This is a genomic window from gamma proteobacterium symbiont of Scutellera amethystina, assembly GCF_059730845.1.
On the sequence record NZ_AP035936.1, the window covers coordinates 276118 to 298464 of the forward strand.

Below are 22347 nucleotides of genomic sequence, written 5' to 3' on the forward strand. Positions count from 1 at the left end.
GTAATAACGCCAGCACAATGCGCCGCTAACGTTAAAAAGTTGTTATAGCCGACGAGTGTAACAGGCTGCTGCGCGTTTCCGGCGGCGCAGCGGGAAAAAATCCGTTTTTAGCCGGCACTCAGCGCATCCAGTCAGCGATGAGCTGCCCGTAAATCTGCTCTGCCTCGCTCAGACGGCTCACCAGACAGTATTCATCAGTCTGGTGCGCCTGCGTCGGATCACCGGGACCGAGAATAATGCAGGGCGGATCGCCGAGCGCCGGCAGCAGCAGCGAGGCATCGGTAAAATAGGGCACGATGCGCGCTTCCGCAGGTTGCTGCGTCACGGCTTCGCAGGCACGGTACACCGACTGAATCCACTGGTGCCGCTCCGGGCTCAGCACCGCCGGCAGATCGACCAGCGTGCTGATGTGCACACTGTCACCGAGAAAGGTCGCCAGCTGCTGGCGAATCACCGCGTGTTGCAGGTTGGGCGCGCTACGGATATCCACATCAAACGCGGCGCGGTCCGGCACCGAATTAATGTTAAGACCGCCCTCAATGCGCCCGACGTTCAGCGTCGGCTGTTTCATCAGCGGATGCGGCGCGCCCGGTGAAAAGTGCCGAATCTTACCCAGCGCATCACCCGCCAGGTAGATGGCGTTGATGCCCAGCTCCGGCATGGCACCGTGCGCGGTTTTGCCACGCGTTTCGCAGCGCAGCCACAGCGCGCCTTTGTGGCCGATCACCGGCTGGTTAGCAGTCGGCTCGCCCACGATCAGTGCGCCGACCTCGGGCAACTGCCCGGCCGCGATCAGCGCCTGGGCACCGTGACAGCCGGTCTCTTCACCGCCGGTCAGCAGCAGCACCACGCCGCGCCCGGCCATAATCGCAGCTTTGTGCTGCACGCAGGCCAGCACAAACGCCGCTACCGCCGCTTTCATATCGCTGGCGCCGCGCCCGTACAGCCGGTCGCCATCAATATCGTGACCAAAGGGATCAAACTGCCACGGCTGATTACCCAGCGGCACGGTGTCCAGATGGCCGGTAAAGGCCAGCGGTTTGCCCGGCATCTGGCCCGGCAGGCGGGCGATCAGGTTGGCGCGCTGCTCGCCAAACCCCGTCAGTTCGACAACGAAGCCCTGCTCTTGTAGCCACGCGGCGAGGAATTGCACACAGGCCAGCTCATTGCCCGGCGGATTGATGGTGTCAAAGCTCAGCAGCTGCTGCGCCAGAGGCAGTGAGCGCGGTGCCATCAGTCACGCTCCGTCAGCCAGTCGAGACAGTTGATCCACAGCTGGCGATAGCCCGACCAGCGGCTGAACTCTTCCGGCAGCCAGTGGGCTGACATGTCACTGGTCCACACCAGCGAGCGGCCTTGCTGATATTCGCGCACCGCCAGCAGCGGATGACCGGTGCCCGCCACGGTGGCTAGCAGTGTGCCTTCCGGCTGCATCTCCACTTCGTTGTAACCGAGCAGCCACGGCCAGTCGCCGGGAAGACCGGCAACCACTTTATGTGACGTTGTCACCTCAGCGTAACTGCCTTCCGGCGTTTCGATACGGTCATCCCAGGCCAGACAGCGCACCGGCAGCACTTTCTCCACCAGCGTATTGCGATAGCGTGCGCCGCCGTTAATCCCCTGAAAACTGTAATAGCCGCCCACCATCATTAATGCGCCACCCGCGGCAACATAGTCGTGTATCAGCGTCAGGCGATTGGGCGTGCGCCGGCTTTTCAGCCAGGTGTCCGGATGCAGCAGCAGGGTATTGGCACCGATATCGGACAGAATAATCACGTCCCAGCGCTGCAAATCCTCCAGCGTCTGCGGAAAATCAGTGGCGGCGGCGTGGGCCGGCATATGCGTGACGGCATAGGCGCTCTCCTGCAGCGCGGCAAGAAAATCCGCCGCACCGCTGTGCCAGGTGGCGGTAGCAAACTGATCAAAGCCTTTTACGTGCGTTGCGGTACTGGTCCAGGATTCACCGACCAGCAAGACGTTCTTTTGCATGCCAACTTCTCCGTTTATCCGCCAAACACCCGCTGCGGATTAGTGATCATCAGGGTTTCGAGTTGTTCGCCGCTGACGCCATGACGTTTCAGGCGCGGCACAAAATGTTTGAGGATGTAGCCATAGCCGTGACCGCCGTAGCGCGTCAGCATGGTCTTCAGGAATACGTCCTGGGACAGCAAAATCTGCTGCAAATAACCGTCGTCGATCAGCTCGCAAATGGCGCGCGCGTTTTCCTCATCGGACGGCGACTGCGCCGATTCATCGGCGTAGTAGTAGCTCATGCCGATCATGTCGTATTCGAGGAACACGCCGCGATCCGCCAGCTCGCGCTGGTAGGTTTTGTCGGCAAAGCTGGGGTTCATGTGACACAGCACGGTGTGGCGCAGATCGGCGCCTTCCTGCGCCAGAATATCCAGCACCTTATGGCCGAGCCGCTCCCAGCCCGGCAGATGCACCTGAATCGGTACGCCGGTGGCCGCGCTGGCGCGCCCGGCGGCACGCAGCGATTTTTCTTCATCGGGCGTGAAGCGGCTGGATATGCCGATTTCACCGATCAGCCCGGCCAGGACCTCCGGCTTCTCCGGCAGTCCGCCGAGGTCGTAAATCAGCTTGTCGGTCAGCTGTTCCACGCTGATGGTTTTTACCCACTCCGGATGCGACGGTTCCAGATACAGGCCGGTGCCCATCACAATATTCAGGCCGGTAAGACGAGCGATGCGCTGCAGTGCTTTACCATCGCGGCCGATGCCGATATTGGTCGGATCGATCACCGTTTCGCCGCCCAGCGCGCGGTATTTCATCAGCTCGTCAATCGCGGTATCGACGTCAAACAGCTGGCAGTTGTCGCGACTCATCAGCGGGTTAAGCGACAGCTCGCCGAGATTCTCGATGCGCACCGGCATTTCAGCAATGTGGCGGTCGCTACAGCAGCAGGGCGGCACCCATTTACCGGAGGCATCCAGTAAAATGTGCTCGTGCATCAGCGTGACGCCCATCTCCGCCACCGGCAGCGGACCGAGTACCGTCATTACCTGACCGCTGCTGACGCCGAGCGGCAACGGATCCGCATGGCGAAAAATTGATCCTTTCATGGGCTATCCTTTGGCGGGCGCGCGGCTCGGGTTGAGAATGCGGGTGTTGAGCCAGATGGCGAGCAGAATGATGGTGCCGGTGGCGATCTGGGTATAAAACGGCGAGATATGCGACAAAATCAGGCCGTTCTGGATGATGGCAATCGACAGCGCGCCGAGCAGCGTACCGATCACGGTTCCAAAGCCGCCAAACAGGCTGGTGCTGCCCAGCACCACCGCCGCAATCACCTGCAGTTCAAAACCTTCGCCCTGGTTAGAGGAGCCGCTGCCGAGGCGCGCGGTGATGATCATGCCAGCCAGCGCCGCCGCCATGCCGCTGAGAATGTACACTTTCATGGTCACCGCTTTGGTATTGATACCGCTGCGGCGTGCACCTTCCGCGTTGGCACCGATGGCGGTGACGTAGCGGCCAAAGCGCAGGTGATTAAGCACAATGTGACCGGCCAGCAACACCACGATGCCGATCAGCGCCGGCATGGGAATCCCCAGCACCCAGGCGCGACCCATAAAGGTGAACAGGCTGTCAGCCGGCACCGGGATCGAATAGCCCTGCGTCACCAGCAGCGCAATGCCGCGCACCACCGCCAGCGTGGCCAGCGTAACGATAAATGCCGGTATCCCTTCCCAGGCGATAAAGAAGCCGTTGATGGCGCCCACCAGCGCACCGAGCAGCAGCCCGCCAATCAGCACCACCGGCCACGGCAAGCCCCAGTTATTGAGCGCAATGGCCGACAGCGCACCCACCAGCGCCAGCGTCGAGCCGACCGACAAATCGATGCCGCCGGTAGTAATCACCAGCGTCATCGCGGTGGCGACGATCAGCAGCGGCGCGCTTTGCCGGATGATATTCAGCCAGTTGGTACTGGTAAGAAAGTTGCTGGTGATCAATGAAAACACCACGCAGCAAAAGACAAAAAACAGCGCGATGCTCACCACACCCGAATGGTTATGCAACAAACGGCGCGGCAGAGAGTGCTGGATCATGCGTGAACTGCCTAAATTCATGATGCTCATCCTGTTACCTCAGTGTGCTGCCGCGGACTGCGCGGTAAATTTCTCACCCACTATCAGGTTGACGATATCGCTCAGGCTGGTGTCCGCCACGCGGCGATCGGCCACGTTAGTGCCCTCGTACATCACCATGATGCGATCGCACACCAGGAACAGATCCTGCAGCCGATGGGTGATGAGGATCACGCTGACGCCGCGCGCCGACACGCGGCGAATCAGTTCCAGCACCGCCTCGACTTCCGCTACCGCCAGCGCGGCAGTGGGTTCATCCATAATCAGCACTTTAGGATCGAACGCAGCGGCACGGGCGATAGCAATCGCCTGACGTTGCCCGCCGGAGAGATTACGCACCAGCAGACGGGTATCGGGAATTGAGATGCCGAGGCCTTTCAGCATCTCACGCGCCTGCGCATGCATTGTGGCCTGATCGAGAAACGGCACGCCGAGGATGCGTCTGGTCGGTTCGCGGCCCATGAACAGGTTACCGGCCACATCGACCGTGTCGCACAGCGACAGATCCTGATAAACCATTTCGATATGGCAACGGCGCGAATCCGCCGGATTGCTGAAGTACTGCTGTTCGCCATCAATGCGGATCGCGCCGCTGGTAGGGATCACCGCGCCGGACAGCACTTTGGTCAGCGTCGATTTGCCGGCGCCGTTGTCGCCCACCAGACCGAGCACTTCACCGGGGGCTAGCTGCAGATTGACGCCGCGCAGAGAACGAATTGAGCCGTAGGTTTTGGTGATGTTAATCATCTCCACCCGGGCCGGAAGAGCTGGTAATTGCTGCATTGGATCACTCCCATCAACGCCTGTGGGAAATGTTTAGCCGGTCGGGAAAAAGAGGCTATCTGACACGATTTACAATCTAGTAAACCGGTTTACCTGTCAGATAAACCCTTAATTCACAGCAACAGGGTAAACGCTACAATGATATTTACTCGCCAGGTATGACATTGCAGCATCCATGCCAGCCTGAATAACAGGCACTGCACTCGCGGCTAACTTGTTGTAATACATCGTATGTTATGTAATCAGCAAGTAAACCGGTTTACTCACTATACCGCTAACGGAAAAAATCGCTCACTTTTTGCGCCATGATTGTGCAGTTTTGCCTCATTTTGGGACATCGCTAACAAATCCCACCGAATCGCGACCGATCCATTCCACCGGTAAACGTGTCTCCATCGGGATGCTGCTGTCGTTGTTGAGCAGGCGCAGCATAATGCTTACCGCCGTGTGGCCCAGCTGGCGCGCTGGCTGGCGGATGGTGGAGATACGCGGCTGGGTCAGATCGCTGTAGTTGGCGTCATCGAAGCCGACCAGCGACAGCGCCGCCGGTGCCTGCAGGCCAATGGCGCGCAAACCGTCGAGCAGTCCCAGCACCAGATAGTCACTGGCGGCGAATACGGCGGTAGGGCGCGGCGTGCAGCGGAACAGGTGCTGCAACGCCTGCTGACCAAATTCGCGCTCGTAGTTGCCATACATCACCCATTGCGGCGGTACGGTTAAACCGGCCTGCTGCATCGCGGTGCAAAAGCCAAGATAGCGTTCGCGCACGCTCATCAGCTGCTCCGGGCCGCCGATAAACGCAATTTGCGTGTGCCCGGCGGCGATCAGCTGCTCGGTGGCCATGCGGCCACCCTGCACGTTATCTGCAAAGACCTTCGGCACGTTACTGCCGGGAATGTCTTCATCCAGCAGTACCACATGGCGCTGGCGCTGGATCTCGTCGCGCAGCAGGCCGTTGTCCGGCCGGTTGGTGGTGAACAGCAGGCCATCTACCTGGCGCGTATCCAGCCAGCGGATAAACTGCGCCTCTTTGTCCGGATTGTTGCGCGTGATGCACAGCACCAGACTGTAACCGTGTGCCGACGCCGCTTCTTCGGCGGCATCCGCCAGTTCGGCAAAAAACGGGTTAGTGATATCCGGCAGCACCAGGCCCAGAGTTTCGCTGCCGCCTTTGCTTAAACGCCGCGCAAGAGAATTACCGCGATAGTCCAGCGTGCGGATCGCGCTTTCAATGCGGTCAACGGTGTCCTGCGGCAGCACAATACTGTGATTCAGATAGCGTGACACCGTGGCTTTTGACAGGCCAGCTAGCTTTGCCACGTCAGATAACAACACGCGTTTTGTACTCATCCATTTCGCCATGTTTGCCGGGGTGGCTTATCTGTAACACAGTTAAGCGCGACTAATACAGCGCTTTCCCGATTGCGTCGCTGGAGAAATAAACACTTGACAAAAAAATTCGTCGGGCGAATTGTATAAAGCGTTTACCGCAGTACCGGGATTAACTTCCCAACCCGACATTGTTTTTTTCACCCCGCACTCCCAGTGGATGGGATGCCGAAAAAGACGACGCCGGCGGCATCAAAACACGGCATTATCGCCGTGCTCAGAATCATTGAACTGATATTTACCTGCCAAAAAAAACGCTCAGCGGTACGTCGCTGAGAAGCGCTGGTTATTATTATTCCCGACGAGGAACTCAATGATGTCATCTTTCAGCGGAAAACTGCGTTCACTGTTCATTGCGAGTGGTTTACTCGCCGCAGGTTCGTTATTTATTCAGGCGAAAGCCGCACCCACTTATGCGTTAGTCCAGATTAATCAGCAGGCGCTGTTTTTTAACCTGATGAATCAGGGCGCGCAGGAAGCGGCTAAAGCCAGCGGTAAACAGCTGGTGATTTATAACGCCAACGATAATCCTGTGGCGCAAAACGATGCGATTGAAAACTATATTCAGCAGGGAGTGAAAGGCATTCTGGTGGATGCAATCGATGTCAACGGTATTATGCCAGCGATAAAAGAAGCCGCAGCGGCGAATATTCCGGTGATTGCGATTGATGCCGTATTGCCTGCCGGTCCGCAGGCGGCGCAGGTGGGCGTAGATAATCTCGAAGGCGGAAAAATCCTCGGTAAATACTTTGTCGAGTATGTTGCGAAAGAGATGGGCGGCAAAGCGCGACTGGGAATTGTCGGCGCGCTCAATTCGGCCATCCAAAACCAGCGTCAGAAAGGTTTTGAAGAGACGATTAAAAGCAACAGCCAGATAACGGTCGCCGATGTGGTCGATGGCCAGAATATTCAGGACAACGCCATGACCGCTGCCGAAAACCTGATTACCGGCAACCCGGATCTCACCGCGATCTATGCCACCGGCGAGCCGGCGCTGCTGGGTGCCATTGCCGCAGTAGAAAACCAGGGGCGGCAGAAGGACATCAAGGTATTCGGCTGGGATCTGACGGCAAAAGCCATCAGCGGCATTGACGGTGGCTACGTTACCGCCGTGCTGCAGCAGGATCCGAAGAAAATGGGTGAAGAAGCACTGAAAGCGCTGAATAGCCTGACGGCCGGTAAAACCGTGAGCAAAACCATTCTGGTTCCGGCCACGGTGGTGACCAAAGCCAACGTCGACAGCTACCGTTCGCTGTTTAAGTAACCGCCAGGCGCAGACGCGAACGTCTGCGCCCAGGCTTAGCGCTGCGCCAGAATACGTTGTAATTCATCAGCATCGGGAAACGCGTTCAGCGTGCCAGTGCGACTGACGGTGATCGCCGCCGCCGCGCTGGCATGCTGCAGCGCCAGCAGGTCGGGCGCGACGCCGCGCAGCAGGGCAGACGCCAGCAGCACGGCGAGGAAAGTGTCACCGGCGCCGGTGGTATCGACGGCCGCGGCAGTGTTCGCCGGGCAGAACACGCGCTGATTGCCGCGCATCAGCAGCGCACCGGCGGCACCCTGGGTAATCACCAGCGTGTTAACGCCGGTGGGTTGCAGCAGATCGGCTTCCGGTTGATTGACCACCGCGATGTCAATCAGCGGCCAGAGATCGGCGAAGTCCGGATTGACCGGTGAAGGATTAAATACCGTGGTTAAGCCGTGCGCTTTTGCCCAGTTAAATAACCGGCGGGTTTTATCCACAGAAAAATTGCCCTGCTGCAGCAGAATATCGCCGGCAGCGGCATCGGCTAAGTAAGCCAGGATAATATCGGCTGCCAGCGCGTCGGCCGCGGCGGTGGTAGTAATAATGGCATTATCGCCGTCGCTGCTATTAAAAATAATTGAGGTGTCACTGTGAGCAGACAAAAACTGAGGCGGCAGTAAGGTTAATCTTTCGTGCCGGATGCGTTCGCGGATCCACTGGCCGTTAATATCATCGCCAGTGGCGCTAATTAAGCGCGTATCGATGCCGCAACGCGAAAGTACGATTGCCTGATTGGCGCCTTTGCCACCGATATCCTGCGCAATTTTGCTGCCATGAATTGATGCGCCTTTTTCAGGGAGTTGATCGATGGACCAGGTTTCATCCACCACAATATTGCCTGCAACATAGACACGCATAGTTTTCTCGTTAATAAGGTGAAAGAGATGGCTTCTATATCAGCAGAAAAAAGTAACGCGATACAAGATATTTTTTCACGCAGTAAAGCGGTGATTGGTGTTATTCACTGTGATGCCTTTCCCGGCTCGCCGAAATATCGCGGTAAACCGGTGAGTGAAATTATCGATTGCGCCCTGCGCGATGCGGATAATTATCTGGCTGGCGGCGTGCACGGTTTAATTGTTGAGAATCATGGCGATATTCCCTTTGCCAAGCCCGACGATATTGGTCCGGAAACGGCGGCATTTATGGCGGTGATCACCGATAAAATCCGCGAGCGTTTTGCTGCACCGCTGGGAATTAACGTGCTGGCCAATGCGGCAATCCCGGCAATTGCCACGGCATTAGCCGGCGGGGCGGATTTTGTGCGCGTTAACCAGTGGGCCAATGCCTATATCGCCAATGAAGGTTTTATCGAAGGGGCAGCCGCTAAAGCGCTGCGCTATCGCAATCAGCTGCGGGCCGATCATATCCGCGTATTTGCCGATAGCCATGTTAAACACGGCAGCCACGCGATTGTCGCCGACCGCTCGATTCAGGAGCTGACGCGTGACGTCGACTTCTTCGAAGCCGATGCGGTGATCGCCACCGGCCAGCGCACCGGCGACAGCGCCACGCTGAGTGAGATCGACGAAATCCGCGCCGCAACTGCCTTGCCGCTGCTGGTGGGCTCAGGCGTGACGCCGGACAACGTCTGTCAGATCCTTGGCCGCACGCAGGGGGTGATTGTCGCCAGCACGCTGAAAGTTGATGGCGTGTGGTGGAACCCGGTGGAACTGGCGCGCGTGAAGCACTTTATGGCGGTGGCGCAGGCTGCGCTGGAGGAGGCGTGATGGAAAGCTTCAGCGATCGGCTGCTGACGCAGCATCAGGCGCTGTGGCAGGCGATGCAGCAGCACCGCTTTGTCGTCGACATTGAGCACGATCGGCTGCCGGACAGCGTGTTTAATCGCTATCTGGTGTTTGAGGGCAACTTCGTCGCCACCGCCATCGCTATTTTTGCGCTGGCGGTGAGCAAGGCACCCGGCATTCGTCAGCAGCGCTGGCTGATTGGCGTGCTCAATGCGCTGGTGGATACGCAAATCGCCTGGTTTGAGGCGGTGCTGGCGCGGCGCGGCATTCAGCCAGCGGATTATCCGGACGATCTGCCCGGCGTCAGCGCATTCCGCGATGGCATGCTGAAAGTCGCGCAGCAGGGCAGCTACGCGGAAATCATCACCCTGATGTTCGGTGCCGAGTGGATGTATTACCACTGGTGCCTGCGCGTCAGCGCGCAATCGCAGCAGGACGCTGACGTGCGCCGCTGGGTAGAGATGCATGCCGAAGACGAGTTCCATCAGCAGGCGCAGTGGCTGAAAACCGAGCTGGACCAGTGCGCACTGACGCTCAGCGCGGCGCAACAGGCGCAGCTGTCGCAGCTTTACGCCCGCGTGCTGCAGTGGGAGATCGATTTCCACAGCGCAGCTTACCCGGAGAGCGCCCATGACTAGCTGTTTCATCGAAGCGCGCAACATTGGCAAACGCTTCGGCGCGTTAACGGCGCTAAGCCAAGTCAATCTGTCGATCCATCGCGGTGAAGTGCTGGCGCTGCTGGGTGACAACGGCGCGGGCAAATCGACCTTTACCAAAGTGTTATCCGGCGCGTACAGCGCCAGCGACGGCGAGCTGTGGGTAGACGGCAGGGCGGTGAAATTCACCTCGCCGCGCCAGGCCTCCGAGCACGGTATTGCCACCATCTATCAGGAGCTGGCGCTGGCAGAGAATCTGTCGATTGCCGAGAACGTGTTTCTTGGCCGCGAGCTGAAGCGCCGCGTGCTCGGCATCCCTTTTCTGCGCCGCCGCGCGATGCGCGAAACGGTGGATCGACTGCTGACCGAACTCGATGCGCACATTTCCGATGCCGAAGCGGCGGTTGGCAGTCTGTCCGGTGGTCAGCGCCAGGCGGTGGCGATCTGCCGCGCACTCAATCTCAACGCGCAGCTGGTGATCATGGATGAACCCACCGCCGCGCTGGCGGTCGCGGAGACGCAGAAAGTCCTGCAGCTGACGCGCCGCCTGGCGGAACGCGGCTGCGCCGTGGTGCTGATCAGCCACAACATCAGCGATGTGTTTGCCGTGGCCGATCGCATGGTGGTGTTTCGTCGCGGCCGCAAAATCGCCGAGCGCCGTCACGCTGACACCACGCCAGACGAAATTGTTGCACTCATTACCGGTGCGCATCCTGATGCGCGCATTTTCGAAAACACCTAAGCACTCACACCAGGGGAAATCATCATGCATCGCATTGCTACTGCTGTTTGTTCGCTGTCGTTGCTGGTATCGGGCTACGCCTTCGCGGCACAAAAGGTGGCCTTCGTGCCGCAAATCATCGGTATTCCCTATTTTCAGGCGATGGAGGCGGGCGGCAAGCGCGCCGCGCACGATCTCGGCGTGGAGTTTGTCTACAGCGGTCCGGTAGATACCAACCCGATGGATCAGCTGCAGATCGTGCAGAACCTGATTGCGCAGAAGGTCAATGCGATTGGCATCAGCGTGCTGGATGCCTCCAGTATTGCGCCGGTGATGGCGCAGGCGCAGGCGAGTAATGTGCATCTGTTCACCAGCGACAGCGATGCACCCGACAGCGGGCGGCCGGTCTATGTGGCGCAGGCTACCGATGAGGGCCTGGGCGATACGGTGATCGATGAGATGGTCAAACGCGTCGGCGAGCGCGGCAAAATTGGCATCGTCTCCGGCGAAGCCACCGCGTCAAACCTCAACAGCTGGATTGGCTTTATGCAGCAGCGGGTGAAAAGCAAATACCCGCACATTACGCTGCTCAAACCCCAGTATGCCGGCGGCTCCGCCAGCCGCGCGGCGCAAATCACCACCGATTTGATGTCCGCTAACCCCGATCTGAAAGGGGTGATTGCCATGGCGTCCACGACCTGTCCGGGCGTGGCGCAGGCCATCGAAACCGCTGGCAAAAACGGCAAGGTAATTGGCAGCGGTTTCTGCAGCCCGAACACCGCGCGCGCCTACCTGAAAAGCGGGGCGTTTGGCTACACCGTGCTGTGGGACCCGGAAAAGCTTGGCTATCTGACGGTGTGGGCGGGCAAACAGCTGATCGACGGTAAAGCCTTTGCCGCCGAAAACCACGTTCCCGGCTTTGCTCAACCGGTGACCTTTGACAGCAAAACCGGTGTGCTGCTGCTCGGCAAGCCGGCGGTGTTCACCAAAGATAACGTCGACCAGTTCAAATTCTGACGAGGCCTGTGATGCATATGACTTCGCGGGAAATCGTCCTGCTGGCGATCGCCGTGCTGGCTGGCGCCTGCTTTACGTGGTTTTCGCCGTGGTTTGCCACCGCTGACAACCTGCTGACCATTCTGCGCAACAGCAGCGAACTGCTGTTGATCGCGCTGGGTATGACGCTGGTGATCGCCATGGGCGGCGTGGACGTCTCGGTGGGCGTGGTGATGGGCGTGGCCGCGTGGGGCGTCGGACAACTGCTGATGCTGCAATCCCCGCTGCTGGCGGCGCTGGCCGGACCGCTTATTGGCCTGCTGGCAGGGCTGATCACCGCGCTGGTGGTGGTGATTGGCCGCATTCCGGCAATTGTTGGCACGCTGGGGTTGTTCGGCGTCTGGCGCACGGCGCTGTTTGTGCTGCTGGGCGGGCAGTGGCTTTCCGGTCTGCCAGGCGATCTGACGCATGCGCTGATGCAGCCGCTGCTGGGGCTGCCGCTGATGGCCTGGCTGATTATCGCGGCCTGGGCGCTGGTGTGGCTGGCGCTGCGCCATACGCCGTACGGGTTATGGCTGCTGGCCGCCGGTAACTCCGAAGAAAAAGCGCGGCTGGCGGGCATTCCGGTAACCCAGGTGCGTGTCGCGACCTTTGCCCTCAGCGGCGTGCTGTGCGGCCTGGCCGCCACCTGCTACATCGCCACCTATCGTAACGTGGAGATGACCGTCGGCGGCACGCTGGCACTGGAGGCGATTGCCGCGGTGGTGCTGGGCGGCACGCGCATTACCGGCGGCTCCTGCAGTCTGCTCGGCACGCTGCTCGGCGTGCTGCTGTTGCGCATTCTGCAAAATGGCCTGCTGCTGATTGGCGTGCCCTCGCTGTGGCAAACCGTGGTCACCGGGGCGGTGCTGTTGCTGGTGCTGAGCAGTGAAGCAGCCAGTGGGCGGCTGTTATCGCTAAGGAGGCTGGCATGAAATTGTGGCGCAAAGCCCCCGACCTGACGCTGCTGCTGGCGCTGTGGCTGTTGCTGCTGGGCGCCATCGCGATTGTGCTGCCGCAGATGCTGGCGGCATGGTCGCTGACCTCCATCCTGCAGTTTGCCACGCTGCTGTCGCTGGTGGCGCTCGGGCAGTCGCTGGTGGTGATGACTGGCGGCGGCGGCATTGATTTGTCGGTTGGCGGTAACGTTTCGCTCTCGGCGGTCATCGGCATGCTGGCGCTCGATCAGGGTATTGCGCCGGGCTGGCTGCCGCTGATTTGCCTGCTAAGCGGCAGCCTGGCCGGCGCGCTGAACGGCCTGCTGGTGGCGCGCTTACGCCTCTGGCCGCTGATCGTTACGCTGGGCAGTTTTTATCTGTTCTCCGGCCTGGCGCTGGCATTAACCGGTGGCGCGGCGCTGGCCGGCGTGCCGCCGCTGCTGACGCAGTGGGGCCGGGCGGCCATGCTGTCCGTTCCGTTGCCTTTCTTAACCTGTGTCATCCCGGCGTTTCTGCTGGCGTGGCTGATCCTCAGCAACAGCGCGTGGGGCAAATGGATCTACGCCTGCGGCTTCAACGAGCACGCCACGCGGCTGGTGGGCATTCCGGTCGATCGCCTGCGGCTGCTGGTTTACTGCCTGAGCGGTGCGCTGGCGGGCTGCGCCGGCTTTATTTCCCTGTGCTGGCTCGGCAGCGCCCGTCCGGAAATCGGCGTGAATCTTGAGCTGGAGTCGCTGACCGCCGCGCTGCTGGGTGGCGTGGCGATCTTTGGCGGGCGCGGCAGCGTAGCTGGCGTTCTCGCCGCCGCGCTGATGCTGGTCACCCTCAAAACCTGCATGTTGCAGCTGGGGCTGAACAGCGTGTGGCAACTGGGCGTGGTGGGCATGCTGTTAATCATGGTGTTAATGGCACAACGACTTTTTATCTATCGGAGATAACACATGAGTCTGACTGAAAAAATTAGCGCACACGTCGATGCCAGCGCGCAGCGTATCGCGCAGACATTATGCGACCTGCTGGCGTTTCCCTCGGTGGTAAAGGTCGATCCGCGCGAGGCCGGACCAGGCGAGCGCGACTGCCAGCGCTATCTGCAGCAGCGGCTGATGGCGCTGGGCATGGACACCGATCTGTGGGATCCGGATGGCCCGGCGCTGTACCAGAAGTATCAGGGCCGCCCGGGGGCTAATAAAGGCCGCACCTTCGAAGGCCGGCCGAATCTGGGCGGCACCCTGAGCGGATCCGGTGGCGGCAGGTCGCTGATGCTTACCGGCCATATTGACGTGGTACCACCGGGTCCGGCTGAGCACTGGCACAGTGATCCATTTGTGCCGGAGATCCGCAACGAGGCGGTGTATGGTCGCGGCGCGGTCGATATGAAAGGTGGCGTGGCCTGCATGCTGATGGCGGTGGAGCTGCTGCAGGATCTCAACGTGCAGCTGGCCGGCGACGTGGTGTTCACCACGGTAGTGGATGAAGAGATCGGCGGCATGGGCTCGCTGGCAATGGTGGATCGCGGCTTCAAAGCCGATGCCGGTATCATGACGGAGCCCACTGCCAACCGCATCGCGCCGATTTGCCACGGCATTTTGTGGGCGCGCATCATCCTCGATGGCATCGGCGGCCATGCGGAATTAACGCCGAACAGCTGGGACAGCAGCGGTCCGGTTGATGCCGTGATGTTGTGTCGCCAGATGCTGGACGGGCTCGATGTGCTGAACCGCCGCTGGCAGACGCAGCCCGACAAAAACCATCCACTCATGGATCTGCCCAACCAGATTATCGTGACGCAGCTAAAAGTGGGCGAGCATCCGGCGTCGATTGCCGGCCGCGCCGAGATCGTCATAGACGTGCAGTATCTGCCGGCAGAAAAGGATGAGATGGGGCTGGGCGGTAAGGTAAAACAGGAGATTGAGGCGCACGTGGCGAAGGTATGCGCGCTGGATCCCTATCTGGCAAAGCATCCGGCGCGCGTGGAGTGGATACTGGACGCCGACTGCGCCGAGATCCCGGCCGATCATCCTTTTGTCAGCGCTTTTCAGCAGGGCGTGAGTGACGCGGCACTGAGCCCGCAGCTGGCCGGCTTTGGTGCCCACAGCGACATCGGCCTGCCCAGCACGTTAGGCCAGACGCCGACGGTCAACTTTGGTCCCGGCGATCCGGCGCTGTCGCATCAGCCTAACGAACATGTGCCGATTGCCGATCTGGTGGCCTGTACCAAAGCCATTGCGCTAACGCTGGTGCACTGGTGCGGAGTCGCTCAGGAAGCGGGGCGCTGAGAGCATTAACTACCGCAGTGACGCTGGCCGCAGAGGGCCGGCGTCACGAGTTAGCGCATTCTGTCACTGGCAAGATGATAAACGTCGCTGCGCTCGCGTTTACCCACCGCGACCACGGCGATAATCAACTGGTCATCAATTACCTGATAAACCAGGCGAAACCCGGAAGCCCTGAGTTTAATTTTGTAGCAGTCTTTAATGCCACGCAATTTGGCTGAGGGGATATGAGGATTTTCACAACATTTTTTGAGCTTTTTGGCAAACTGCTGCTGAATGGCTTTATCCAGTTTATGCCACTCCTTCAGGGCTTCTTCCCTGAACTTCACTGTCCATGTCACAGAAAGCTGTCCAAATCCACGTCAATCAGCGGCTGCTGGTGGCGTTCAGTTACCATTTTAACCAGTTCCTGATCGTCCAGCGCTTCCAGCATTTGCTCGTAAAGTTGTGCGGGAACACAATAAAAGGCGGGCTGATTACGATTGAGAATCGCCACCGGCAAGCCTTCTCCCGCATTGACGGTCGCCATAGGATTCTTTTTCAATTCACTGACGCTGGCGCTCATATCGCTGAGAATGATGTTTGGCATACGTCTCTCCAGACTAGTTAACAGGTCTCAATATTATCAGTTTGATGACCTGTTAACCAGTCCTGACGGCTTAGCCATTCACGCGTTTCCACCCTCCGCCAGCCAGCATGCACTGGCGGAGGGGACCCGCATTATGGCTGGTCGGGCAGCGCGGCGAGTAACTTATCCAGCGTCACCGGATAGTCTCTCACTCGTACGCCGGTTGCATTGTAGACCGCATTAACCAGCGCAGCACCGACGCCACACAGCCCCAGTTCACCGACGCCTTTGGCTTTCATCGGCGAAGAGACTGGGTCGGTGTCATCGAGGAAAATCACCTCCTGCTCAGGCACATCGGCGTGTACCGGCACTTCATAGCCTGCCATGTCGTGATTGACGAAGTAGCCGAGCCGGGTGTCCACCGCCAGCTCCTCCATCAGCGCGGCGCCGAGGCCCATGGTCATCGCGCCGATCACCTGACTGCGCGCGGTTTTGGGGTTGAGAATGCGCCCCGCGGCACATACCGCCAGCATGCGCCGCACGCGCACTTCGCCGGTGGCGCTATCGACCGCCACTTCGACAAAATGACCGGCAAAGGTGGATTGCTGGAAGGTTTTGTCCAGATCGCCGAATTCCATGGTCTCTTCCGCCATCAGCGGACCCGCCGCAGTGAGTGGCAGGCGCTGCCCGCTGGCGTGAATGTGCCCATCGGCAAACTCTGCGCTTTCCGCATCCAGACCCAACTGTGCGGCAACCTTCTCGCGTAGCCGGACGCAGGCCGCATACACCCCGGCCGTGGAGGTATTGGCTCCCCACTGGCCACCCGAACCCGCCGAGACAGGAAACGCCGAATCGCCAAGCCGCACGCTGACCTGCTCAATCGGCACGCCCATCATCTCGGCTGCCGTCTGGGCAATGATGGTGTAGCTGCCGGTGCCGATATCGGTCATATCGGTTTCGACAGTGATTGTGCCTTGCGCATCCAGCTGCACGCGCGCGGCGGAGGGCGCCAGCAGGTTATTACGGAAACCGGCTGCCACGCCCATGCCCACCAGCCAGCGCCCCTCGCGCCGCTGCCCGGGTTGCGCACTGCGCTCCGCCCAGCCAAATTTGCTGGCGCCGGTGCGCAGGCATTGCACCAGCTGGCGGCGTGAAAAGAAGCGCTCCGGATGCAGCGGATCGACCTGTGTATCATTGATGATGCGAAACTCAACCGGGTCGATACCGGCGATGGCGGCCATTTCATCCATGGCGATCTCCAGCGCCATCAGACCGGGCGCTTCACCCGGCGCACGCATCGCGTTGCCCTCGGGCAGATCGAGTTCGGCGAGGCGCAGCCCGGTAAGCCGGTTGGCGGCGGCGTAGAGTAATTCAGTCTGCTGCACCGCAGTTTCCGGCGTTCCGCCCGGCAGATTACCGGACCAGCTTTCATGGGCAATGGCGGTGAGATGGCCTTGCGCATCGGTAGCTAATCGGATGCGCTGCCGCGTCGCTGGCCGGTGCGTGGTGTTGTTGGGGATCATCGGGCGCGGCACCATCACTTTCACCGCGCGTCCCACGGCGCGCGCCCCCAGAGCCGCCAGCAGCGCATCGCTTCGTAAAAACAGTTTGCTGCCGAAGCCACCGCCGACGTAAGGAGACAGCACGCGCACCTTTTCCATCGGCATGTCGAGCGTGTGCGCCAGGTCGGTATGGCACCAGTTAATCATCTGATTCGAGGTCCAGACCGTCAGGTGATCGTCCTGCCACAGCGCCATGGAAGCGTGCGGTTCCATTGCCATATGGCTTTGATCGGGCGTGGTGTAGGTGGCGTCCAGCGTAAAGGCTGCGCTGTGCAGGGCAGCATCGACGTCGCCCAGTGTTTTATCCGGCTCACCTTCGGGTGACGTTGTCACCTCTGGCTGGGCCGCTTCAAGATCGTAAGCTCCCGTTTCAGCCTGGCAGTTAACCTTAACCAGCTGCGCGGCTGCACGTGCCTGCTCAAAGGTCTCCGCCACCACCAGCGCCACGGCCTGGTGGTAGTGTTCGATTTTATTATTTGCCAGCAGCGTCGCGGTGTTGCGCTCTGCCTTGTTGAGCTTACCGGCGGTTGCTCCGGTGACGATGCCGAGCACGCCCGGTGCCTGTGCTGCGGCGTGGGTGTCAATCGAGAGAATATTGCCTTTGGCAACTGGCGCGCCGACCACATAACCGTAGGCCGCATCCGGTGCTTCAGCGTGCCATTCATAGGCGTAATGCGCCGAGCCGGTGGTTTTTAACGGCCCGTCGATGCGTGCCAGCGGCTGGCCGACGACGCGCTGCTGGTCGATAGGATTGGCGGTTGCAGGTGTGTCAAATTTCATGCGTTGCTCCTCGCTTCCGCGATCGCTGAGGCGAGCGTGCGCTGCGCCAGCAACAGTTTGTATCGGTTGGCTTCAGTGGGACGCGCATCAGCAAACAGCACATCGCAGACCGCCTGCGCCCCGTGAGGAAGTTCAGCATCCGCCGCCGCGCTGCGCCACGGCTGATGGGCCACGCCGCCGACGGCCACCCGGCCGCCACCCTCAGGCAGGATAACCGCTGCTACTGAGACCAGCGCAAAGGCGTACGAAGCGCGATCGCGCACCTTACGGTAAATGTGCGTGCCACCCAGCGGTGCAGGCAGGGTAACCGCAACGATCAGCTCACCCGGCTGCAGCACGGTTTCGATATGCGGCGTGTCGCCCGGTGCGCAGTAGAATTCAGCGATGGGAATGGCGCGCTGGCTGCCATCAGGGCTGACGGTTTCAATCACCGCATCCAGCAGTCGCATCGCCACCGCCATATCGCTGGGATGGGTGGCAATACAGGCTTCGCTGACACCCACTACCGCATGCTGGCGGCTGAATCCTTCGCGTGCGGCACAGCCCGTACCCGGCTGACGCTTGTTACAGGGTTGATTAACATCGTAAAAATAGGGACAGCGCGTGCGCTGCAGCAGGTTGCCGGCGGTGGTGGCCTGATTGCGCAGCTGGCCAGAAGCACCCGCCACCAGCGCGCGCGTCAGCACGGCATAGTCGCGCCGGATGCGCGCGTCTGCCGCCAGATCGGTATTGCGCACCAGCGCACCAATACGTAAGCCGCCCCCGGCGGTGGGCTCAATGCTGTCCAGCGCCAGTCCGTTAACATCAATCAGGTGCGCCGGGGTTTCAATTTCCAGCTTCATCAGATCAAGCAGATTGGTACCGCCGGCGATAAAGCGTGCGCTCGGATGCTGCATCGCGCTGCTGGCAGCCTGTGCGGGCGTCGCTGCCCGTTCAAAGGTAAAGGCTCTCATGCTTTCTGGCCTCCGGCGTACTCTTCAATGGCGGCAAGGATGTTGGCATAAGCGCCGCAGCGGCAGAGGTTGCCGCTCATGCGCTCACGAATTTCTTCATCGCTCAGCGCTGGCGCGGCGGTCAGATCGCCCGTGACATGGCTGGGAATGCCCGCCGCAATTTCCTGCAGTACCGCCAGCGAGGAGCAGATTTGCCCCGGCGTGCAGTAGCCGCACTGATAGCCGTCGTGGCGGATAAAGGCGGACTGCAGCGGGTGCAGATCATCCGGCGTGCCGACGCCTTCAATGGTGGTCACTTCGGCATCCTGCTGCATCACCGCGAGAGTGAGGCAGGCGTTGATGCGCCGGCCATTGACCAGCACGGTACAGGCACCGCACTGACCGTGATCGCAGCCTTTTTTGGTGCCGGTCAGGTGTAATTGCTCGCGCAGCGCGTCCAGCAGCGTGGTACGGGTATCCACGTTAAGCTGCTGAGGTTCGCCGTTCACCTGCAGCGTGACTGGCACCGTGACGGGGACCGGCGCGGCGGAACCGGCACCGGCCGTCAGCCGGGCTCGCTCTGTCTCTTCCTGCTGCGGTGAATACCGCTGCGTCTTTTCATCGCGTGGGTTGCTCATGCCTTTGCCTCCGGACAAGTGGCGAAATGAAATCTCAATGACACCGATTTTTATAAGGTTTTGGAAAACTTTAAGCATAGACGTCAATACGCAGACGACCATGCGGCAGGGCGAAACCGATCCCAGCAACGGACAAGTCTGAAGCCTGTCGGACTGTTCACGGTGACAAATGCCCGCATTCATGATTAATATGCATGCTTTGCTAAACCGTTTTAGCGATTAAGTGAGACCGAATCATGATGAAACGTATCTGGTGTCTGGGTGATGCCGTAGTGGATTTGCTGCCTGATGACGCAGGCCGTTTGTTGCAGTGTCCCGGCGGCGCGCCCGCCAATGTGGCAGTGGGTATCGCCCGGCTGGCGGGTAACAGCGGATTTATCGGACGGGTGGGTGACGATCCTTTTGGCCAGTTTTTGTGTCGCACGCTGGCGCAGGAAAAGGTGGATGTTTCCCATATGCGCAAAGATGTGCAGCAGCGCACCTCCACGGTGGTCGTGGCCCTGGATGAGTACGGTGAGCGTACCTTCACTTTCATGGTGCGCCCCAGCGCCGACTTGTTTCTCACGCCAGACGATTTGCCGCGGTTTCAGTGTGGCGAATGGCTGCACTGCTGTTCGATTGCGTTACTCGCCGAGCCGTCGCGCACGGCGGCGTTAACCGCCATGCAGCGCGTGCGTGAGGCGGGCGGTTTTGTCAGCTTCGATCCCAATATCCGTCTCGATTTGTGGTCCGATCCGGCGGCGCTGCAGCAGTGCCTCAGCGCGGCACTGCAACGGGCGGATGTGGTGAAGCTCTCCGTGGAAGAGCTGAGTTTCATCACCGACTGCACCGACATTGATAACGGCATTGCGCAACTGGCGCAGCGGTTTGCTCTGAAATTACTGCTGGTTACGCAGGGCAGCGCCGGCGTGCGTGCGTACTTTAACGGTCGGCAAATTCACTATCCCGCGCGACCGGTGGTCAGCGTGGATACCACCGGTGCAGGCGATGCCTTCGTGGCCGGTCTGCTGTGGGAACTGGCGCAGCAGGGTCTGCCGGCGGAGGAAGCGCAGCTGGCGGCCTGCCTGCGCACGGCGCAGGCGTGCGGGGCGCTGGCCACCACCGCCAAAGGCGCGATGACCGCGTTACCCAACCATCAACAGCTACAGCAGCACAGTATCTGACCCCGCCGTTTTCCCTGTTTTGCGATGTATCTCACATCCACTAAATCGGTTTAGCAAAATCCATTGCGCTTTAAAAAATGGCACCGCTATGATGCGGTGCCTAAACCGGTTTAGCAAAAAAATACATCTGATGATAGCCTTGCCTCAGGGATGCAAAACAGTGAAAAAAAGCATAATCGCTATAACCCTTAGTACCGTATTAGGCTCAGGCCCAGCCTGGGCGGCAGACGACATGAGCAGTATTGAAGCGCGTCTGGCGGCGATGGAAAAACGGCTGGCCGCGGCTGAACAGCGTGCCAGCGTGGCGGAGCAGCGCGCGCAGGCGGCGGAACAGCAGGTGCAAAAGCTGGCTGCGGTGCAGCAGCAGAACCCGACGCCAGTTGCCGTCGCACAGACCGAACCGCGCGCCGCTCAGCCTGTTGCGCCCGCCGCCAGCAGCGAGTCAGAGGGCTTTGAGTTTCATGGCTACGCACGCTCTGGCCTGTTGATGAACAGTTCCGCTGCGAAAACTCAGGGCGGGCCCACCGTCACGCCAGCCGGTGAGACCGGCGGTCACGTCGGGCGGCTCGGCAATGAGCCGGATACCTACGTTGAACTTAACCTCGAACATAAACAAACGCTGGCCAACGGTGCCACCACGCGCTTCAAGGCGATGCTGGCCGACGGACAGCGCACCTACAACGACTGGACTGCCGCCAGCAGCGATCTCAACCTGCGTCAGGCGTTTGTCGAACTGGGGCAGCTACCGACCTTCACCGGCGCGTTCAAAGACTCCACGGTGTGGGCCGGTAAGCGTTTCGACCGCGATAACTTCGACATCCACTGGATCGATTCCGATGTGGTGTTCCTCGCCGGAACCGGGGCCGGTATTTACGACATGAAGTGGGGCGATGACGCCCGCAGCAACCTGTCGATTTATGGCCGCACCTTCGGGGACATCGAAAATAACGACAACACCGCGCAAAACTACATTCTGTCGCTGAATAACTTTGTCGGGCCACTGCAGCTGATGGTGAGCGGCATGCGTGCGAAAGATAACGATCAGCGCACCGATATTGACGGCAACCGCGTGAAAAGTGATGCCGCCAGTGACGGTGTGCACGCCCTGGTCGGATTGCACAACGACAGCTTCTACGGCCTGGGTGAAGGTTCAGCGAAAACCGCGCTACTGTACGGTCATGGCCTCGGTGCAGAAGTGAAGAGTATTGGTTCCGATGGCGCGCTGTTGCCGCAGGCGAATACCTGGCGGCTCGCCAGCTACGGGATGACGCCGCTGGGCGCTGGCTGGCACATCGCGCCGGCGCTGCTGGCGCAGAGCAGCAAAGACCGCTACGTCAAAGGCGACAGCTATGAGTGGGCCACCATGAACCTGCGCCTGATTCAGGAATTTACCCAGAACTTTGAGATGCAGTATGAAGGCTCATATCAGTACATGGATCTGCGGCCTGAAGGCTATAACAATCGCCAGGCCGTCAGCGGCAACTTCTACAAGCTCACCGTCGCCCCCACGCTCAAAGCCAGCGACGTGGGCGAATTCCTCAAGCGTCCGGAAATCCGCCTGTTCGCCAGCTGGATGGACTGGGATCATCGTCTGGATAACTACGCCAGCGATGACGCCTTTGGCAGCACCGGCTTTAAGTCCGGCGGCGAGTGGAACTTTGGCGTGCAAATGGAAACCTGGTTCTGATGAAACGGCCCGCGTGCGGGCCGCTTAGCGCATGATGGCATAACAACCAAAAACAGAGGTTA

Annotated in this window: 22 protein-coding genes; 10 read left to right on the forward strand and 12 right to left on the reverse strand. The window is 60.0% G+C overall.

Annotated features, from left to right (window positions below):
* Positions 1–118: 118 nt before the first annotated feature.
* From AC6I79_RS21325 to AC6I79_RS21350, 6 genes are all read right to left on the reverse strand, one after another.
* Entirely contained in the window at positions 119–1234 is a 1116-nt protein-coding gene (locus AC6I79_RS21325) for a M20 family metallopeptidase (protein ID WP_498027877.1), read from the reverse strand.
* Positions 1234–1989, reverse strand: coding sequence for a glutamine amidotransferase (locus AC6I79_RS21330; RefSeq protein WP_498027878.1), 756 nt, complete (start codon positions 1987–1989; stop codon positions 1234–1236). Before AC6I79_RS21330 ends, AC6I79_RS21325 begins: the two co-directional genes overlap by 1 nt.
* Positions 1990–2003: 14 nt before the next feature.
* The gene (locus AC6I79_RS21335) at positions 2004–3083 is read right to left on the reverse strand and encodes a phosphotriesterase family protein (protein ID WP_498027879.1); all 1080 of its coding nucleotides are present in this window, start codon (positions 3081–3083) and stop codon (positions 2004–2006) included.
* Between the two features lie 3 nt (positions 3084–3086).
* Entirely contained in the window at positions 3087–4088 is a 1002-nt protein-coding gene (locus AC6I79_RS21340) for an ABC transporter permease (RefSeq protein WP_164861075.1), read from the reverse strand.
* An 18-nt stretch (positions 4089–4106) separates the two neighbouring features.
* The gene (locus AC6I79_RS21345) at positions 4107–4853 is read right to left on the reverse strand and encodes an ATP-binding cassette domain-containing protein (RefSeq protein ID WP_498027893.1); all 747 of its coding nucleotides are present in this window, start codon (positions 4851–4853) and stop codon (positions 4107–4109) included.
* Positions 4854–5213: 360 nt separating this feature from the next.
* Entirely contained in the window at positions 5214–6251 is a 1038-nt protein-coding gene (locus AC6I79_RS21350; protein ID WP_031280100.1) for a LacI family DNA-binding transcriptional regulator, read from the reverse strand.
* Between the two features lie 340 nt (positions 6252–6591).
* Here AC6I79_RS21350 and AC6I79_RS21355 point away from each other — a divergent pair, with 340 nt between their 5' ends.
* A complete protein-coding gene (locus AC6I79_RS21355) occupies positions 6592–7542 on the forward strand; it encodes an ABC transporter substrate-binding protein (protein WP_498027880.1) in 951 nt (316 codons plus the stop codon).
* 35 nt (positions 7543–7577) lie between these two features.
* Here AC6I79_RS21355 and AC6I79_RS21360 read toward each other — a convergent pair whose 3' ends face one another.
* Positions 7578–8441 (reverse strand): PfkB family carbohydrate kinase, encoded by an 864-nt coding sequence (locus AC6I79_RS21360; RefSeq protein WP_159377742.1) that lies wholly within the window; start codon positions 8439–8441, stop codon positions 7578–7580.
* A gap of 27 nt (positions 8442–8468) precedes the next feature.
* Here AC6I79_RS21360 and AC6I79_RS21365 point away from each other — a divergent pair, with 27 nt between their 5' ends.
* The 7 genes from AC6I79_RS21365 to AC6I79_RS21395 are packed head-to-tail and all read left to right on the forward strand — an operon-like array spanning position 8469 to position 14958.
* Entirely contained in the window at positions 8469–9314 is an 846-nt protein-coding gene (locus AC6I79_RS21365; protein WP_058758763.1) for a BtpA/SgcQ family protein, read from the forward strand.
* The gene (locus AC6I79_RS21370; protein WP_159377741.1) at positions 9314–9970 is read left to right on the forward strand and encodes a TenA family protein; all 657 of its coding nucleotides are present in this window, start codon (positions 9314–9316) and stop codon (positions 9968–9970) included. The genes AC6I79_RS21365 and AC6I79_RS21370 overlap by 1 nt, the downstream gene beginning before the upstream one ends.
* Positions 9963–10730 carry an ATP-binding cassette domain-containing protein gene (locus tag AC6I79_RS21375; protein WP_159377740.1) on the forward strand — a complete coding sequence of 256 codons (768 nt, stop codon included), beginning with the start codon at positions 9963–9965 and terminating at the stop codon, positions 10728–10730. The genes AC6I79_RS21370 and AC6I79_RS21375 overlap by 8 nt, the downstream gene beginning before the upstream one ends.
* Positions 10731–10754: 24 nt before the next feature.
* Complete coding sequence (locus AC6I79_RS21380; RefSeq protein WP_058758760.1) at positions 10755–11726, forward strand: autoinducer 2 ABC transporter substrate-binding protein; 972 nt, start codon at positions 10755–10757, stop codon at positions 11724–11726.
* A gap of 11 nt (positions 11727–11737) precedes the next feature.
* Entirely contained in the window at positions 11738–12679 is a 942-nt protein-coding gene (locus AC6I79_RS21385) for an ABC transporter permease (protein WP_058775027.1), read from the forward strand.
* Entirely contained in the window at positions 12676–13620 is a 945-nt protein-coding gene (locus tag AC6I79_RS21390) for an ABC transporter permease (RefSeq protein ID WP_058775026.1), read from the forward strand. Before AC6I79_RS21385 ends, AC6I79_RS21390 begins: the two co-directional genes overlap by 4 nt.
* Before the next feature lie 3 nt (positions 13621–13623).
* A complete protein-coding gene (locus tag AC6I79_RS21395) occupies positions 13624–14958 on the forward strand; it encodes a M20 family metallopeptidase (protein WP_159377739.1) in 1335 nt (444 codons plus the stop codon).
* A 50-nt stretch (positions 14959–15008) separates the two neighbouring features.
* On the opposite strand, the gene AC6I79_RS21400 is transcribed toward AC6I79_RS21395, so the two are convergent.
* The 5 genes from AC6I79_RS21400 to paoA all read right to left on the reverse strand — a co-directional run bounded on the left by AC6I79_RS21400 (position 15009) and on the right by paoA (position 19435).
* Complete coding sequence (locus AC6I79_RS21400; RefSeq protein WP_058770149.1) at positions 15009–15296, reverse strand: type II toxin-antitoxin system RelE family toxin; 288 nt, start codon at positions 15294–15296, stop codon at positions 15009–15011.
* On the reverse strand, positions 15293–15544 hold the full coding sequence (locus AC6I79_RS21405) for a type II toxin-antitoxin system Phd/YefM family antitoxin (protein WP_159377738.1): 252 nt from the start codon (positions 15542–15544) through the stop codon (positions 15293–15295). The genes AC6I79_RS21400 and AC6I79_RS21405 overlap by 4 nt, the downstream gene beginning before the upstream one ends.
* Before the next feature lie 131 nt (positions 15545–15675).
* Positions 15676–17865, reverse strand: coding sequence for an aldehyde oxidoreductase molybdenum-binding subunit PaoC (gene paoC / locus AC6I79_RS21410; RefSeq protein ID WP_498027881.1), 2190 nt, complete (start codon positions 17863–17865; stop codon positions 15676–15678).
* Positions 17862–18818, reverse strand: a complete 957-nt coding sequence (locus tag AC6I79_RS21415) for an FAD binding domain-containing protein (RefSeq protein WP_136546518.1) — start codon at positions 18816–18818, stop codon at positions 17862–17864. The genes paoC and AC6I79_RS21415 overlap by 4 nt, the downstream gene beginning before the upstream one ends.
* Positions 18815–19435: an aldehyde dehydrogenase iron-sulfur subunit PaoA gene (gene paoA / locus AC6I79_RS21420; RefSeq protein WP_498027882.1), complete on the reverse strand. Its 621-nt coding sequence runs from the start codon at positions 19433–19435 to the stop codon at positions 18815–18817. Before paoA ends, AC6I79_RS21415 begins: the two co-directional genes overlap by 4 nt.
* 236 nt (positions 19436–19671) lie before the next feature.
* Here paoA and cscK point away from each other — a divergent pair, with 236 nt between their 5' ends.
* Both cscK and AC6I79_RS21430 read left to right on the forward strand, forming a co-directional pair.
* Positions 19672–20598 carry a fructokinase gene (gene cscK / locus AC6I79_RS21425; protein WP_498027883.1) on the forward strand — a complete coding sequence of 309 codons (927 nt, stop codon included), beginning with the start codon at positions 19672–19674 and terminating at the stop codon, positions 20596–20598.
* A gap of 130 nt (positions 20599–20728) precedes the next feature.
* Complete coding sequence (locus AC6I79_RS21430; RefSeq protein ID WP_413230756.1) at positions 20729–22285, forward strand: carbohydrate porin; 1557 nt, start codon at positions 20729–20731, stop codon at positions 22283–22285.
* Positions 22286–22347 lie beyond the last annotated feature (62 nt).